This is a genomic window from Magnetococcales bacterium, from assembly GCA_015228935.1.
GTDB lineage: Bacteria > Pseudomonadota > Magnetococcia > Magnetococcales > DC0425bin3 > HA3dbin3.
Genome location: JADGCO010000001.1, coordinates 69317 through 84455, shown reverse-complemented (window position 1 = coordinate 84455; position 15139 = coordinate 69317). Strand labels below are relative to the sequence as shown.

17 protein-coding genes are annotated in these 15139 nt (G+C 47.8%); 11 read left to right on the top strand and 6 right to left on the bottom strand.

The annotated features are described in order from the left end of the window. The first annotated feature begins 295 nt into the window (after positions 1–295). The 3 genes from HQL65_00400 to HQL65_00390 all read left to right on the top strand — a co-directional run bounded on the left by HQL65_00400 (position 296) and on the right by HQL65_00390 (position 3488). Positions 296–1444, top strand: coding sequence for a DUF262 domain-containing protein (locus tag HQL65_00400; protein MBF0134678.1), 1149 nt, complete (start codon positions 296–298; stop codon positions 1442–1444). Between the two features lie 500 nt (positions 1445–1944). Further along, positions 1945–2565 (top strand): DUF3696 domain-containing protein, encoded by a 621-nt coding sequence (locus HQL65_00395; GenBank protein ID MBF0134677.1) that lies wholly within the window; start codon positions 1945–1947, stop codon positions 2563–2565. Then, positions 2562–3488, top strand: a complete 927-nt coding sequence (locus HQL65_00390) for a hypothetical protein (protein MBF0134676.1) — start codon at positions 2562–2564, stop codon at positions 3486–3488. The genes HQL65_00395 and HQL65_00390 overlap by 4 nt, the downstream gene beginning before the upstream one ends. Before the next feature lie 69 nt (positions 3489–3557). Here HQL65_00390 and HQL65_00385 read toward each other — a convergent pair whose 3' ends face one another. From HQL65_00385 to tsaE, 4 genes are all read right to left on the bottom strand, one after another. Continuing rightward, a complete protein-coding gene (locus tag HQL65_00385) occupies positions 3558–4457 on the bottom strand; it encodes a serine/threonine protein kinase (GenBank protein MBF0134675.1) in 900 nt (299 codons plus the stop codon). A 29-nt stretch (positions 4458–4486) separates the two neighbouring features. Continuing rightward, entirely contained in the window at positions 4487–5158 is a 672-nt protein-coding gene (locus tag HQL65_00380) for a nucleotidyltransferase family protein (protein MBF0134674.1), read from the bottom strand. A gap of 64 nt (positions 5159–5222) precedes the next feature. Continuing rightward, entirely contained in the window at positions 5223–6248 is a 1026-nt protein-coding gene (locus HQL65_00375; GenBank protein ID MBF0134673.1) for a phosphotransferase, read from the bottom strand. Next, complete coding sequence (gene tsaE, locus HQL65_00370) at positions 6193–6753, bottom strand: tRNA (adenosine(37)-N6)-threonylcarbamoyltransferase complex ATPase subunit type 1 TsaE (protein MBF0134672.1); 561 nt, start codon at positions 6751–6753, stop codon at positions 6193–6195. Before tsaE ends, HQL65_00375 begins: the two co-directional genes overlap by 56 nt. Before the next feature lie 43 nt (positions 6754–6796). Here tsaE and HQL65_00365 point away from each other — a divergent pair, with 43 nt between their 5' ends. The 8 genes from HQL65_00365 to HQL65_00330 all read left to right on the top strand — a co-directional run bounded on the left by HQL65_00365 (position 6797) and on the right by HQL65_00330 (position 11560). Beyond that, entirely contained in the window at positions 6797–7198 is a 402-nt protein-coding gene (locus HQL65_00365; protein MBF0134671.1) for a hypothetical protein, read from the top strand. Next, on the top strand, positions 7195–8019 hold the full coding sequence (locus HQL65_00360) for a hypothetical protein (protein MBF0134670.1): 825 nt from the start codon (positions 7195–7197) through the stop codon (positions 8017–8019). The genes HQL65_00365 and HQL65_00360 overlap by 4 nt, the downstream gene beginning before the upstream one ends. 27 nt (positions 8020–8046) lie before the next feature. After that, on the top strand, positions 8047–8646 hold the full coding sequence (locus HQL65_00355) for an H-type lectin domain-containing protein (GenBank protein ID MBF0134669.1): 600 nt from the start codon (positions 8047–8049) through the stop codon (positions 8644–8646). Between the two features lie 175 nt (positions 8647–8821). After that, entirely contained in the window at positions 8822–9064 is a 243-nt protein-coding gene (locus HQL65_00350; GenBank protein MBF0134668.1) for a hypothetical protein, read from the top strand. Continuing rightward, positions 9042–9494, top strand: coding sequence for a PIN domain-containing protein (locus tag HQL65_00345; protein ID MBF0134667.1), 453 nt, complete (start codon positions 9042–9044; stop codon positions 9492–9494). Before HQL65_00350 ends, HQL65_00345 begins: the two co-directional genes overlap by 23 nt. A gap of 5 nt (positions 9495–9499) precedes the next feature. Beyond that, positions 9500–9817 carry an H-type lectin domain-containing protein gene (locus HQL65_00340; protein ID MBF0134666.1) on the top strand — a complete coding sequence of 106 codons (318 nt, stop codon included), beginning with the start codon at positions 9500–9502 and terminating at the stop codon, positions 9815–9817. A gap of 26 nt (positions 9818–9843) precedes the next feature. Then, complete coding sequence (locus tag HQL65_00335; protein MBF0134665.1) at positions 9844–10779, top strand: HipA domain-containing protein; 936 nt, start codon at positions 9844–9846, stop codon at positions 10777–10779. A gap of 4 nt (positions 10780–10783) precedes the next feature. Then, complete coding sequence (locus tag HQL65_00330; protein ID MBF0134664.1) at positions 10784–11560, top strand: HIRAN domain-containing protein; 777 nt, start codon at positions 10784–10786, stop codon at positions 11558–11560. 72 nt (positions 11561–11632) lie between these two features. On the opposite strand, the gene HQL65_00325 is transcribed toward HQL65_00330, so the two are convergent. Both HQL65_00325 and HQL65_00320 read right to left on the bottom strand, forming a co-directional pair. Beyond that, positions 11633–13222 carry a toll/interleukin-1 receptor domain-containing protein gene (locus HQL65_00325; GenBank protein ID MBF0134663.1) on the bottom strand — a complete coding sequence of 530 codons (1590 nt, stop codon included), beginning with the start codon at positions 13220–13222 and terminating at the stop codon, positions 11633–11635. Positions 13223–13515: 293 nt separating this feature from the next. Beyond that, a complete protein-coding gene (locus HQL65_00320; GenBank protein MBF0134662.1) occupies positions 13516–15012 on the bottom strand; it encodes a c-type cytochrome in 1497 nt (498 codons plus the stop codon). Between the last annotated feature and the right edge of the window lie 127 nt (positions 15013–15139).

The window sequence follows — 15139 nt, the reverse complement described above, 5'->3', positions numbered from 1 at the left end:
GACCTGACTTTTTCACACCCGTTTCCTGATATGATTCAGGATTCGGGTGTGGATGGTTTTTTGGCGGGCTGGGTATGGCATGCATGATGTTCTCTTCCAGTTTATCCCGGCATTTTCCATATATTTTTGAGTTTCAATGTTGGCTTGTGTTTTCCTGCCAACTGCTAATCGCAAAAACGACTGGTTGCCAAACTGGCATCACAGGTGATTCGCAGTTGCTTGATTGCTTGACATGGGTCAGATTTCTGATTACCCTTCGCGGTAATTCGGGTTTGACTGAGATCGGAGGCAGATCATGACGTTCGACAATAAAATTGTTGAAGAGCATGAAGAAAATCAACCCACAGGAGTTGAATCTGAGGATCAGGACTCTTCAGACCGCGACATTTCTCGTCCCTATGATCCACGCAAAATCCGGGTAGACAGCAAGCCCTATTCAATTGCACAGGTCATTGGATTGATTGGGGATGGTGATCTGGATATTGCTCCGGATTTTCAAAGACGCCGTGTCTGGAAAAATGACCAAAAATCCCTGCTCATTGAATCCATTCTTCTGCGCATTCCACTGCCGGTATTCTATTTTGCTGCGGACGAGGATGGCCGTATGCAGGTTGTGGATGGCGTACAACGTCTCTCCACAATTCAGGGTTTTATGCACAATGAATTTTCCTTGAGTAAGTTGGAATACCTTCAGAAAGAACTGTTAAACAAAAAATACGAAAATATTGTTAATTCTATTTGGTCGCGCAGATTTCTTCAGACAGCCATCATAGTTTATGTCATTGATCCGCAAACCCCTGACGATGTTAAATTTGATATTTTTCGGCGTCTCAATACCGGTGGTACACCTTTGAATTCACAAGAAATTCGACATTGCATCAGTAAAAAAAGAACTCGGGATTTCCTGGGTAAACTGAGTGGTATGGATGAATTTCATAATGTTGTTGGAGACAAAATCAAAAACCATGTGCGCATGGTTGATCTTGAGCTTGCATTGCGTTACTGTGCGTTTAAATTGCTTGGAGATTTGGATAAATATTCAGAAATGGATGGAATGGATGATTTTCTGACCAAGACCGTGCGTAAATTGGATGATCCAACCGTGGTTTCTGATAAACAGCTTGATAGCTTGGAGGCTGGTTTTAAGTGTGCAATGGATAATGCCTGGGTGTTGTTCCGTGAGCATTCTTTTCGGAAGTGGCGTCGTAATGAAGATCGCATTTATCCTGTCAATCGATCCTTGTTCGACGTTTGGTCTGTCTCATTGTCTGAAATGTCAAGTGAATTCATCTCGATCCATCGAGAAAAAATTGTTAAAAAATTTCAAAAACTTATTGGAGACGATAAATTTATTGATGCCATTACATCCGGCACAAGCAAACCTGCCATGGTAAAATTTCGATTTAATGCTATCAAAGATTTATTGGGAAGTACAATGAAATGATTACTAATTTTAGTTGCAGCGGCTTTAAAGGTCTTGATGGCCATGGATTCAAGTTCCACCCCCTGACAGTATTGACCGGAACCAATTGTTCAGGAAAAAGCAGCATCATTCAGGCAATCCTGTTGGCACGTTTGGCATCGTTGGCTGTTGTGAATTGTCACGGCGGCTCTGTCACAATACCCCTGAACGGTCCATTTGATCTACGTTTGGGAAGCGTCGAAGATATATTAAACTTCTTTGATGACAAAAGAATTATTCATGTCAACATTCAATCTGAAAAAGTGAAATCAATTTGGGAGTTCGTTCCTGGTTTGCTTACGGACCGGTTTCTGACATGCCGGAAAATGCCATACAACTCCGACTCGGCATTCAGTGTGACTCCAGAGGGTGGCTTTTCCTATCTCTCTGCCATGCGAGAAGGACAATTGGATTTTTTGTCCATTCAATCCATGCCCAAGACAAAGTTGGAAATAGGATGCCGGGGAGAGAACGTCGCGAACATGTTACAGGTTTTTGATCAACATGTCGTTGACCCATTCTTGCGTCATCCACTTGCAGGGCAGCTTCCATTACCCAAACAGGTTGAAGCCTGGATGGGAGAGTTTGTTCCGGGTATTGCCTTGCGGGTGGAGCTTTCGCAAACCCTGGGAGTCTTGGGTTTGCGCTATCTTCAAGGTGGAAACATGACCGAATGGGTCAAGCCATTCAATACCGGTTTTGGCCTCAGTTATTGCTTGCCAATCGTGGTGGCCGGTTTGTTGGGAAAACCTGGATCCCTGTTGATCATCGATAGCCCCGAAGCTCATTTGCACCCCGCAGCACAATCTGCCATGGGTCAATTTCTTGCCCGTTTGGCAGCCCATGGCATCCAAACAATCATCGAAACCCACAGTGACCACATCATCAATGGCATCCGTCTGGCAGCCATCGAACCAAAGCATCCATTTCAACAAAAAGATGTTTTGTTTCACTTTTTGCATCGCAACACCGAGGGAATCTTAAAACACCAATCCATTGAAATCACTAAATCCGGGCAGCTTTCTGATCACCCAGAATTTTTCTTCGATCAAACCGAAAAGGATTTGCAACGCATCGTCGAAACCAGGAGGAGTCTCAAGTGATCGAAATCAATCTGGCTATCGATGAGGAAGGAATGGCCGTTCCGTTCAGTGGTGTTGAGAATGTTGAAAGTTACTTCTCTGACCTTACAATGCTACTGAAAAAAGCCAAGCAAGATAAATGCCGTCTGTGGATAAAGTCAACAGCGTTGTATGGTATTAATTTAATTAATAATGACACGATTGACAAACAATCCGCAGCAATTACAGATCAGATTATGTTTACTGATTTGATCTTCGATATAAACAATCATGTACTCGAAAAAGACACAAAAAGGTTGTTATTGAAGCAAATAGAACAGTGTAAGGAGATTGATTGCGAAGTTGACAATCCGGCTCCAACGACCGCTGATCAGGTCAGGGTTTGGAAAGATAATGGCCAGGCCGCAGCGTGTATTGTGTTGCGCTCCGGGAAGACCCGGACACCACCAGCCATCTACGATGAAAAATCACTGCTGGAGTTTTACCGGGAAGTTCCAGCAATGGTCAACTGCACGGAAACTGAATATATCGCCCATGCAGCGATTTCTTTTCCCAGGCTGCACTTCAAGAAAGGAATTGATACAGAATTTCGCCGTTTTCAGGAACCCTATCCATCAATCCGGAACAAAATGAGTCAAGCCTTGACAGTCCTTAACGACCAGTTGGAAGATATTCGAGGTGCATGTGGTCAGGAGTGGGCAAAAATTGCCAGGATGCTCACAATTAAAATCGGTTTTGAAACCAGCCCCGAATCACCCAATACACATGGCAACAGAGTGGCTATGAGAGAACGTCATGCAGAATTTTCCGGACATGATGTTTGTTGCGATTGGCACGTCAAATTTCAACCTACAACAGACAGAATGCACTTTCATTTCGGCAAACCGGAAATTGCCAACGGTCGAATATTGATTTGCCATTTTGTTGATCATTTCACAACATAAACGATGCGATATCGATGCACCATTCTGATCTGCGCCAATGTTCAAGTAAATGTTTAATGTGAAGGTTTCTTAAATATTGATTTGTTCAACCATGGATTTGACTGCCGATGCTGTTTGCAAGCGTTTGTCCGGCTTCTGCCTGAGCAGCTTTTGTACCACATGATAAAATTGGCCATCTGAGGGATCGTCTGACTCGTCAATGATACCCCTGGGAATTTCTTTTGTCAGAAGATACCAAATGACCAGCCCGAGCTGGAACAAATCGGATCGATGATCGACGGGGTGAAGCTTATTTTGCGAGTAGGTTGAAAGTTCAGGTGAAAGCCACAGGAGTGGACCGACAAATTCATTGGCCATGGTGATATCGTCCCTGGGGAAGCGGGTTTCCCCGAAGTCGGTTGCTGTTTTGGCAATGCCGAAGTCTCCCAATATCGCGCTGTTTTGCCAGGATATAAATATGTTTGATGGTTTTATGTCACGATGCACCACCCCCTGATCATGTATATACTGCAATGCATCACATAAATCGAGAACATAATGCTTGACATCCGATGGGTGTAACGGTCCCTGATTTGTAACCTGAAACTGGATATTGTCCTTGAACAGATCTGTGATAATAAACGGTACCTGCACAGAATTCAAGGTTGTCGTGATTTCTCCGGCATCACGACAATGAAGAATGTTTGGATGTCTAAGATCAGAAAGCACAAGTTCTTCAAATTCAAAGCGAGACCTTCTGTAATTGTCAATTTTATGCAAAAATTTAACAGCTTGATTTTGTTGTTGTGTTGCCTGATTTTTCCGAAAACACTGGAACAGCGTGCCGTTACTCCCTTTATTTAAATAACGACCAAGCTGGTAAATATTGCCGCTGGCACTGGTAAAAGTTTCCTCGGGAAACCATGCTTTATCATAACGCCACTGCCCGTTGTCTGTACGATAGCTGATATCGATATGTTTCGGAGACATAAAATATCCTTTGATTGGGTGCGACCAGACTATTGCCAATTTTTCTCGGCATGCGCCAGGCGCTCGGGCGTGCCGATATCGGCCCATTTTCCCGCCAAATGTATCCCATAAAGACGACCAGTTGCCAGGCTCGCATCGAACAGGCGATTCAGGGAAAAAGGTTCGGGAGGGTAGGGGAGCAGGGCACGGGGGTGGCATATTTGGATGCCGGCATAGGTCAAGGCGGCGGGACCTCCCCGGTCCCGGAGCAGACGACCATCCCTGAGCAGGGAAAAATCACCTCCCCCAGGAGCAGGAGTGTCCACCAGAACCAACAGGGCATCCATCCGGTCGGGGTCGAAGGTGGTCAACAGGGGTGTCAGATCGAGATTCCAAAGAATGTCGCCGTTGATGATCAGGAAAGGATCCTCGCCCAGCAGGGGCAGGGCCAGCCGCACCCCACCACCGGTTTCCATGAGAATTGTTTCCCGCGACCATGTGACCTGGAGACCCCAGGGTGCGCCATCTCCGATGTGCGCGATCAACATGTCTGCCAAGTGCCAAGCATTGATGACCACCTCGCGCAATCCCATGGCGGCCAAGCGGAGGAGGGTATATTCGATGACCGGGCGTCCCTGGACTGGGACCAGGGGCTTGGGCATCCGCTCTGTGTAGATTCGCAACCGTTCCCCGCGCCCGGCGGCCAGAATCATGGCTTTCATGCCTGGGTCTCCTGATCGGTGCCGGGTGCCTGGATCCTGGGAAGAGTGGTCGAATGAATGGCTTTCATGCCTGGGTCTCCTGACCGGTGTCCGGGGCATAGGTTTCAATCAGGTCGGACAACTCCTTGAGTTCTGGATAGCGGGCCAGGGTTTCCCGGACATAACCCAAGGTTCGGGGAACATCCTGCAAATAGCCATGCTTTCCATCCCGCAGGGAGAGGCGACCAAAAATACCCACGGCCTTGAGATTGCGTTGCACGGCCATCCAGTCGAAATCTTTTTCAAGCTGCTCCCGGGAAGGGGCGTAGCCGAGACGCCGTGCGGCTCCTTCCTGCCAGATTGTCATGATCTTTTGGCGAAAGGGGGCATCCCAGGCCACATAACAATCCCGCAGCAGGCTGGCGAGATCATAGGTGATCGGCCCCATGACCGCATCCTGAAAATCCAGGACCCCCACCCGGTCGTCTTCCATCCACATGAGATTGCGGCTGTGGTAGTCGCGATGGACAAAAACAGTGGGTTGTTTGAGAATGGGGTCGAGAAGCTGCTCGAAAGCCTGGTCGAAACGGTGCCGGTCCGTGGGGTGGATTTTGGTGCCGCGAATGCCTTCGATGTACCAATCCGTCAACAGGGACAATTCAAAGCGGAGCAGTTTATGATCATAGGGACGGTGGTGGGCGATGCAGGTGCCATCTGCGGGTGTGGCCTGGATTTCCAGAAGGGTGGTCACGGCAGCCCGATAGAGACGCTCGGCGATGCCACGTCCCTGGGCATCCAGGGCGCGGAGAAAGGTCAGGTCGCCGTAATCGTCCAACAGATAGAGACCCAATGTGGCATCCCCAGCGCCGACCCGGGGCACGGCAATCCCAAACCGGTTTAAAAATCGGGAAATATCGACAAAGGGCGAGGAGTCTTCCTTGTCGGGTGGGGCCACCATGAGAATCCGGGTCTGCCCGGGCGTGGTGATCCGATGGTAGCTCCGAAACGAGGCATCGCCGGCCACTTTTTGGCTTTGCCAGGTTGTTCCCAGGCGTTCAGAGAGAAAGGCCTGAATGGGCGGGGTCAGTTCCAAACTGTTCGATGAAGGCATGCAACACCCTTTCGCTGATCATACCGGTGGCGGATACTTCGATGTGACGTCCGGGTTCGGCGACCCCGGCATAATCGATCTGCACCGTCAAATGGTCTGCGGGAAGCCAATCGCCGCCTTTTTCGGGCCATTCGATCACGGTGACACCCTGGCTGTCGAGATACTCTTCGGCTCCGATCAAGTCCAACTCTTCCGGGGTGGCCAGCCGGTACAGATCAAAGTGGTACACCGGCAAACGTCCTGCCGGATAGGGATTCAACAACGTAAATGTCGGGCTGGTCACGATCAAATCGTCATCCAGGGTATTCAGGGCACGAACCAGCCCGCGCACAAAGACCGTCTTGCCTGCGCCCAGGTCTCCGAACAGCAGGATCACCACCCCTGGTTCCATGACCTGTGCCCAGGCCGCACCAAATTGTTCGGTCCGGTGTTCGGAATCACTGGTCAAGCGGAGCCGGGGTGAATTCTCAATCCCCTTTTTCAGTGGCAAATGGTGGGGGGGCATGTTACCGTTATGGTTCAATTCACGGATCTTTCAGAATAAAATCATGTTTTTGAAAATCATCTTCACCGGTTTGGCCATTTTCAGCGTTTATCTGCTGGGACGCTATCACGTTGTGCGGCGTCTGCCCACCCTGCCGCAGCCCCAGGTCAATCCGCCTGCCAACCGGCCTGCATCTGCCGCATCCCGTTCCAGTACCCTGTTCCAGTCGCGTTTGCCGTTTGTGGTGGCGGCAATTGTCATCCTTCTGACAGCCATCTTATTGTATCGCTCCTGGCAGGATCAGACCAAGGTGTTGAAAATTCGGGTGGTCAATGCGGGCAATGGCCAGACGACATTCTACGAAGCCCGCAAAAAACAGGTCCATGCCCGCACCTTCCAGACCCTGGATGGCCGCTCGGTCACCCTGGCCGATGTGGAACGCATGGAAGTCATTGAACCCGAATGAAACTCGTGCCCGGCTCCATAACCCAGAGTGATCTGGTTGTTCTGCATCAAAGTTCCTGGGCGGGAGATACCCTGGAGGTGGTGGACGATGGTCCGTTGCGGATCCTCCATTTCGGTACCTACCTCAAGCAAAGCTGCATTTTTCGGGCCAATCCGCAACGTCTCGTGCTGCCCTACACCCGGCACATGCTGGCTTTGCTGGCTTATCATGCGCAGCCGCGCCGGGTACTCATGGTGGGGTTGGGGGGGGGGACCATGGCCCGTTTTTTGTTGGAGCATTTTCCGGCGTGCGAGATGGATGTCGTCGAAATTATTCCACACATGGTTGGGATTGCCCGGCGCTTTTTTGGTTTGCCTCTCTCTTCCCGTTTGCGTCACCATGTGGACGATGGTGCCCAATTTTTGAATACCCTGGCCACCCAAACGCCGCCGCCGTGTTTTGATCTGCTCTTGATCGACGCCTACAATGCGGTTGGTATGGCCAAAACCGTGTATGCGGAAACCTTTTTTCGCCATTGTCACACCTTATTGGGGCCGGATGGTGTCATGGCTGTCAATCTTTCCCGCAGCAAGGCCGAGGCGTATGCCCGGGCGATGGCAGCCATCGATGCCATTTTTCCTGGTTCCACCCGGCAATTCCGCCCCGCTGGATCGAACAATGTCATACTTTTTGCCGCGCCCCGACCGGAGCAACTGGGACTGACCAAGGTTACCCGTTGGATGGCTACCCGCGATACCCGGATGGAACTGGCGTTGACCGATCTGCTCACCATGCCCCGGATGCAGCAATTTCCCTGGTGGAAATATATTATTGATTTTTGAGTATACCCCCATTCGGGAGTGTTCCTTATGGTTAACATTCATAAAATCCTGCTGGTCATTCTCGTGCTTCTTGTTCTTGGTGCAGGAGGGTCGCTCCTCATGCGTCAGGAACCGGGGCAACTCCTGGCCATTTTTTTTCCGCAGAGTGCCTCGCCTTCCCGCACCTTGCAGATGGAACAACGTCTGACGGAGTTGCAGGCCAGGAGCGATTCGTTGCAACAAAAGGTTGCCCAGTTTGAACAACAGGTTTTGCCTCTCCTGTCCCGGATCGGCGAGCGTCTGGCCGCCGCCGAGGAGACCCTGACCATCTTGAAAAAAAGCCCGGATGGTCCTCAGCGTCTGGAGGGGGGAAGTGTTCTGACCTCCATTCAAAACATGGAGTGGCGTCTGGCGGATTTGATCTCAGGTCGGCGAGAGTTTCGCCGCGAGGTTGTGTTTGCCACTCCTTTTGCCTCGCCGCCGCGTATTGTTCTTGGTATCACCCGTCTCGAAGTGACCGAAGGACAACCCCGTTTTGGGGTCACGGCCCAACAGGTTGAAGAGGGAAAATTTGTCCTGGTCTTCGAAACCCGCGCCGAAACCCGCATCCGCGAAGCCCAGGTGGATTGGCTGGCGTTTGGGAAGTAAAATTGGCTCCTGACAATCATGGTGCCAGTATTGTGCGCTGTTTTAGGGGTGATTCAGATTGACTTTGACAACGGGAGATGATTTTGGATAACATGGACGCGAGTGAGATAGGCTTGGTCTGTATGGAAGTTTTCCAAGTGCGGATAGGTGAGGTGACTTTGGAGGGTATGACAACATGAGAGAGATAACAATTTCACTCAACGATGAGGTTTATCAGCAGGCCTGCATCAAGGCTGCTGCCATGGGTGTCTCCGTTTCCGTACTTGTGGAACGGTTTCTTTTTCATATTTCATTCGAAGAAAGTGCATTTGAGAAATGTAAACGTGAAGAACGGATTTTGCGTGATTCGATTCGAACTTTTTCAGCAACGAATCGTCTGAACCGTGAAGATGTGCATGACAGACATGCGCTTCGTTGACACCAATATACTTTTGTATTCTATCAGCCGCGATCCCCGAGAGAGATTTAAAAGGGAAAAATCCGTCCTCCTTCTGGATCAGGATGACTGGGCTCTTTCTGTACAGGTATTGCAGGAGTTTTACGTTCAGGCGACGCACGTTTCCCGCCCTGATCCGCTGTCTCATGAAGAGGCTTCCAAACTGATTCATTCCTGGTTGCGTTTTCGAGTGCAGGAAATTACGGTTATTGTATTGCGCAGGGCGTTGGAAATCAGGGAAAAATACGGTTTTTCATACTGGGATAGTGCCATCATCGCCGCTGCCCATGTTGCTGGATGTCAGGAGATATACTCCGAAGACATGAGCCACGGTCATAAAGTGGATGGCATCACTTTAATCAATTCGTTCCTCCAATCAGCCGGCGTTTGGCCGCCGCCGAGGAGTCCCTGACCATCTTGAAAAAAAGCCCGGATGGTCCTCAGCGTCTGGAGGGGGGAAGTGTACTGACCTCCATTCAAAACATGGAGTGGCGTCTGGCGGATTTGATTTCTGGTCGGCGAGAGTTTCGCCGCGAGGTTGTGTTTGCCACTCCTTTTGCCTCGCCGCCGCGTATTGTTCTTGGTATCACCCGTCTCGAAGTGACCGAAGGACAACCCCGTTTTGGGGTCACGGCCCAGCAGGTTGAAGAAAGTAAATTTGTCCTGGTCTTCGAAACCCGCGCCGAAACCCGCATCCGCGAAGCCCAGGTGGATTGGCTGGCGTTTGGGAAGTAAATTATTTCCACTCAAGGAAATGTGCCATGCCAGGACATGAACAACAGGCATCAGAGATTATCGATATTGAAGGGTGGCATTCCGATGATCAGTTTCCCATTTATCCCGAGGGAACCCGAGAAAAATCTCTTTGGATTGCCCCACGTTTTCCATCGATGCCATTTTTGACAGGAGGACACCATTATCTGTTCAAACATGCCTCACAACGCTATCCAACCCAGTTTTGGTGTGAAGTGATTGCCTTTCGTGTTGGGTGCATGATGGGCATACCAGTTCCTCCAGCTTATGCTGCGTGGCAATCGAGTAAAAAAAAGTCCGCTGCTTTGATTGAGTGGTTTTATCGAATGGATGAGAATGTGCGTTACGAAGCAGGAACTGTTCACATGAAAAGGGTGATACCTGACTTTGATGTAAAAAAAGGAAAGCAACATAACATTGAAACTGTACTGTTTATTCTTAATGAAATTGATTCAGGGCTGATTCAGGATATGGTGCGCACTCTTGTGTTTGATGCGCTGATTGGAAATACGGACCGCCATCAGGAAAACTGGGGAATTTTATGGAGAGGAGATCCTTTACGACCAGAGCTTGCACCTGCTTTTGATAATGGCACAAGCCTTGGGCATGAAATCATGGACAAAAATATTTCTAACTTTGCATCCGACCTGGAAAAAGTGAAACGTTATATCGAGAAGGGACGGCACCATATGCGATGGAGTCCAACCGGGAACAAGAGTGGCCATTTTGATTTAATAGCCTGGTTGCTCGACAAATATCCAGAATTCAGGCAAAATATTATCGGTTGCCTTGAATTTGATATGAATGTTTTGATAGCCTGGATGCGTTCATTACCAAATTTTGCCATTCCCGGTGCGCCAACGCCGGAGCGAATTCAGTGGATTGAATGTCTCCTTGTTTTAAGGAAGGAAAAATTACAATCTGTCTTGGCCAACAGGAATTGATGCTATGAAGCGCATGATTCGGCATATAATTGAACCAGAACGTTTATTTCTGGCCTGGCAGGCCCCGGATGGAACTTCACATGATCGGACTCGAAGGAAAGTTGCCGAAATTACACCTGACGACAGTGGCATCGTTACTTTACGCTATTTGAAGGATTCTGAAGATTTTGTGAAAGCCTGCCTTGCCGGTTTTACAGGCTATCCGGCTTTTCCACTGGGGCAGGATCAATATGCATCCGGTATTTTGGAAACGTTCATGCGTCGTCTTCCTCCGATAAAAAGACGGGATTACCACGATTTTATGCGGTTGTGGCGACTTGATCCGGCCATTCCAATCAGCTCCCTGGCCATGTTGGGCTACGTTGGCGCACAACTTCCAGGTGATGGTTTTTCCCTGGTTCATCCGTTTGACAATGGAAAACCGCCATTTGAATTGTTGGAGGAGGTTGCCGGATTCCGTTATCGCGAAAATTTTGGGCAGATTCTCGCCTTGTTGCATGAAGGGCAGGAAATTCAATTGCGTGCTGAGCCTGACAATCCCCACGATCCAAAAGCAATCCGTGTCGAGTTGCCAGACAATCGTCTCATTGGCTATATCAATAAATTACAAGCTCCGGGTTTGCACAAGTGGTTACCAAACCAAAATGTGCGTTGTACAGTTGACCGTATAAACGGAACGGAAACACGGCCTCTTGTATATGTGTTTCTTGAAGTTGGAGTGAACGACAAATGCACCGACCATAGTTGTAATTCTTGCGAATCTCCGCAAGACACTCCCTGAATTTTGTTAGGACAAATAAGTTTTTTTCATTGAACAGATCAATGGATTAACATTAGGATCTTTTTTATATTATCATTTTGTTATTTGTTCTTGCTTCTCTTTCAATGTAAAATTATGTAAATATATTGGTTTTCCCCCATTGATTTTTTGAAACTCTTTGTTCACTTCTGTGTATCCATAATTATAATATAATGTTTGAATTAAGCTTGCTAAGGCAAAAGGAGACCAATGTTGTTGTCTATTGATTAATTTTACAACAAGTTCCGGGTAGAAACGTTCAAAAATTATATTATCATTTTCAAATATTTGATCTTGACATCCAGTGCGTCTTATATTTACAATTTCATCCTTTTTTAAATCAATCTGAACAGTACCTGCGATATCAAATTGCGCGAGTTCAGTACTGTACATCAGGCCAAGAAACTCAACTTGGTTCTCATTAATTGATATGCATAACTCTTCTCTCGCTCCTCTTAAAGCAGTATTATATAATAAATTGCCTTTTTCTTTTGTTGTATCGTCCGGAAATTTTGTTCCTTCCGCAATAGAAACGTGCATTACTTTTGGAACTACCGCGTTTCTGTTGCTTCTCTTGCTTAAAATTACATATCCATCTGAAGTTATAGCAGTTAATGATACGCCAAAATAATTTACTAAATTTTTATTTGGAGTGCCCGTAAATTCATAATTATTAACATATTTATCCCATGCTGATATACTTGTCCCTTTTTCATCGGTGATTGTAATTTCTTTTAACTTTAAATGAGTAATAACAAAATCAAAATATTCTGCAGGCTCTACTAATATTATCAATTCTTTTTTTTCATCTTGATTGTTTTGTGTGACTAAATCCCAATTTTTCAATCGCAAAATATTCCCATTCCAAACATTAGATTTTCCATTCTGTAATTCATCTTGTTGTAACCTGATATATTCTTCCTTATAAGGAAGCAAATCTTTTGGTAAATTATAAGAAGATACGTGATTAATAAATGATCGAATTCTGAATGGTCTAAGATCATTTCCAGATCTTGCAGAAAATACCGTATGGACTGGAAGATGTAAATTACCGACGATCATGTTTTCGGTACTCTCTATATAATCTTTGTTTGATGTTAGTGTATAGAAAGATAAATAAATAAAATAAGCAATAAATATTATAGCAAATAAGACCAAAAGAGAAAATTTAGTTAACAGAAAAACTTTCTTAGTGCTTGTATCTTGCTGGTTATTTTCAGAAAATGAATTGATTTTTGCATAAATTTTCTCTGCAAAACTTTCTGGAGTCTCTTGTCTCAGATCAATATGAACAATATCATTGGAGATTCCAAAATCATCTAATATTGTGTCATCAAATTTAGCCAACAATAGATGATCAACATTCCTTTCAAGCATTCCTTCGAGAGAACTTCTTAACTCATACTTGGGCCACTTTTTTTCAACATATTTTTTCGAGACAAAAACAACAACAAAATCAGAGTCCGTTTTATATGTTTTATATATAATTTCCTGAAGTCGCCTTCCCCAATTCCTTACAGCTATCTTTTCAAAGACATCATAATATACTTTTAATCCCTTGCTGGAAAGATTGTTTGCTACCTTATCAACAAAATCACGATCTTCACTTGCATACGAGATGGCGACATCATACTTTTTCAACATTATTCTATCCGGTAGAGTATGATCTTTTAGAGAATATTATGACATTTATTCGACCAACTAACATATATCCACGTACCATGCCATGAAACTTGAGTCAAACGATTCCCGAGCTAGGTTTTCAGAGAACGGAAAAGATGTCAAGAGGAATATTCGGTTCTGGCAACAAAAAAAAATTCCAAGGGCAGTATATTTTTCTCCATTCATGGTAATGTTGCCGTGTCTGAGAAAAATTTCACCACATTGGCGATTGTGGGTCAATGTCGGTCACATCCAAATGTGGAGATGAATCCAGCTCAGTGACTGGTTCCCTCCGAACGGGTGATTTTGTTGTACACGTTGTATTTTCCCGAGGGCTTGCGCATGGGGAGACGCTTGATCTCTTGCAGGGTTTTGGCGTCGTAGATGATCAGGGCACCGTCATCTTCCCAGATCGAGAGCAGGGCCAGACGACCATCGCGGGTGAACTCCACATGGCCGGATGTCTTGCCGGGCACGGGTCGCAAGTCGGCGACGATTTCCAGGCTCTCCTTGTCCAGCACATGGACGATATCCTTGTTGGGGCCGGTAAAGACGTCCACCCAGGCATAGGAGGTGTTTTCATGACTGCGCATGAAAAACCCGGGACCTTGGGTGGGAATTTTTTTGATCACCTGCCAGGTGGACATGTCGATGACCGTGACCACGGCTTCGGTCAGATTGGGCGTGGCCAGGACCAGGGTATTGCCCCTGCGCCAGGTGATTCCGGAACCGAGGTGGGGCAGTCCCGGCAGATCGACCTTTTGAATGCGCCGCCCGACATCCAGATTGATTACCTGTCCGGATTGACCACCCCGGGTGGCTCCGATCAGGTTGCTGTAGGTGGTATCGAAAAAGAAATCATCCACGTAATCCTCGACCCGGATACGGCGAACCGGAAAAGGTTCTTTTTCCACCGGCAACGCCTCTCCGGAATCGACCCGGAAGTCATGCACCAGGGCATTGATGACCGGTTTGGCTTTGTTGTTGTAGGGAATTTCCCAGACTTCCGGCAGGTCTTTCAGGGCGGCGACAAACGTGTGGCGGGGGGGGGCTGCGTAGACGGCACTGACCCGTGAACTGCTCCCTTTTGCCGGATCCTGGACCGGGATGATCTTGAGCAGGGTGAGGTCAGCAGCGGACAGGGCGACCAGGGTATGGGGCAGATAGTTGGCCACCATGACGGTTTGACCATCGCCGGAGACGGCCAGATTGCGGGTGTTGATCCCGGCCCGGATCTCGGCCACCGTTTTCAGACTGTAAAGATCAAATTTACTGATCCAGCCATCCCGCGAGGCAAAGTAGACAAAGCGTCCGTCCGGGGAAAATTTGGGTCCGCCATGCAGGGCATAGCGGGAGGGAAAACGGTGGATGGGTTCCAGATGATCACCATCCAGAATGGTGACGTGATGATCCCCGAGTTCCACCACCACGAACAGATTCAGTGGATCGGCGGAAAATACCGGTTTGGCGGGCAGGTCTTGGCCTTGAACATTGACCACATGGCTTGCCCGGATGGCAGCCGCATCCCAGGTGAGGGATTTTTGTGCCGGCTGGTAAATGTATTTGATCAATTCCTCAATTTGTTGGGGATTGAGGGATTTTTCAAAGCCGGGCATCTGGGTTGCCGGGCGACCCTGGGCAATCACCTTGCTGGCCTGGGGCTTGGGCAGGCGTTGCAGATTATCTGGGAACAGTGCCGGTCCCTTGCCGCCCAACCGTTCGGGGTGATGGCACTCGGCACAGTGCTTCTGATACAGGGCGTTGGCGTCAATTGGGGGTGTCGTTGTTGTTGTTGTCGTCGTTGTTGTGGTGGTGGTGCTGGTGCTGGTGGCTGTATTGGCTGTATTGGCTGTATTGGCTGTATTGGCTGTATTGGCTGTATTGGCTGTATTGGCTGTA

What these genes read in the sequence shown, in the direction of transcription:
- HQL65_00395 (MBF0134677.1), top strand. Translation starts at nt 1,945, where the DNA reads ATGTTACAGGTTTTTGATCAACATGTCGTTGACCCATTCTTGCGTCAT.
- HQL65_00385 (MBF0134675.1), bottom strand. Translation starts at nt 4,457, where the DNA reads ATGTCTCCGAAACATATCGATATCAGCTATCGTACAGACAACGGGCAG.
- HQL65_00400 (MBF0134678.1), top strand. Translation starts at nt 296, where the DNA reads ATGACGTTCGACAATAAAATTGTTGAAGAGCATGAAGAAAATCAACCC.
- HQL65_00330 (MBF0134664.1), top strand. Translation starts at nt 10,784, where the DNA reads ATGAAGCGCATGATTCGGCATATAATTGAACCAGAACGTTTATTTCTG.
- HQL65_00375 (MBF0134673.1), bottom strand. Translation starts at nt 6,248, where the DNA reads ATGCCTTCATCGAACAGTTTGGAACTGACCCCGCCCATTCAGGCCTTT.
- HQL65_00335 (MBF0134665.1), top strand. Translation starts at nt 9,844, where the DNA reads ATGCCAGGACATGAACAACAGGCATCAGAGATTATCGATATTGAAGGG.
- HQL65_00325 (MBF0134663.1), bottom strand. Translation starts at nt 13,222, where the DNA reads ATGTTGAAAAAGTATGATGTCGCCATCTCGTATGCAAGTGAAGATCGT.
- HQL65_00365 (MBF0134671.1), top strand. Translation starts at nt 6,797, where the DNA reads ATGTTTTTGAAAATCATCTTCACCGGTTTGGCCATTTTCAGCGTTTAT.
- HQL65_00355 (MBF0134669.1), top strand. Translation starts at nt 8,047, where the DNA reads ATGGTTAACATTCATAAAATCCTGCTGGTCATTCTCGTGCTTCTTGTT.
- HQL65_00350 (MBF0134668.1), top strand. Translation starts at nt 8,822, where the DNA reads ATGAGAGAGATAACAATTTCACTCAACGATGAGGTTTATCAGCAGGCC.
- tsaE (MBF0134672.1), bottom strand. Translation starts at nt 6,753, where the DNA reads ATGCCCCCCCACCATTTGCCACTGAAAAAGGGGATTGAGAATTCACCC.
- HQL65_00345 (MBF0134667.1), top strand. Translation starts at nt 9,042, where the DNA reads ATGACAGACATGCGCTTCGTTGACACCAATATACTTTTGTATTCTATC.
- HQL65_00380 (MBF0134674.1), bottom strand. Translation starts at nt 5,158, where the DNA reads ATGAAAGCCATGATTCTGGCCGCCGGGCGCGGGGAACGGTTGCGAATC.
- HQL65_00360 (MBF0134670.1), top strand. Translation starts at nt 7,195, where the DNA reads ATGAAACTCGTGCCCGGCTCCATAACCCAGAGTGATCTGGTTGTTCTG.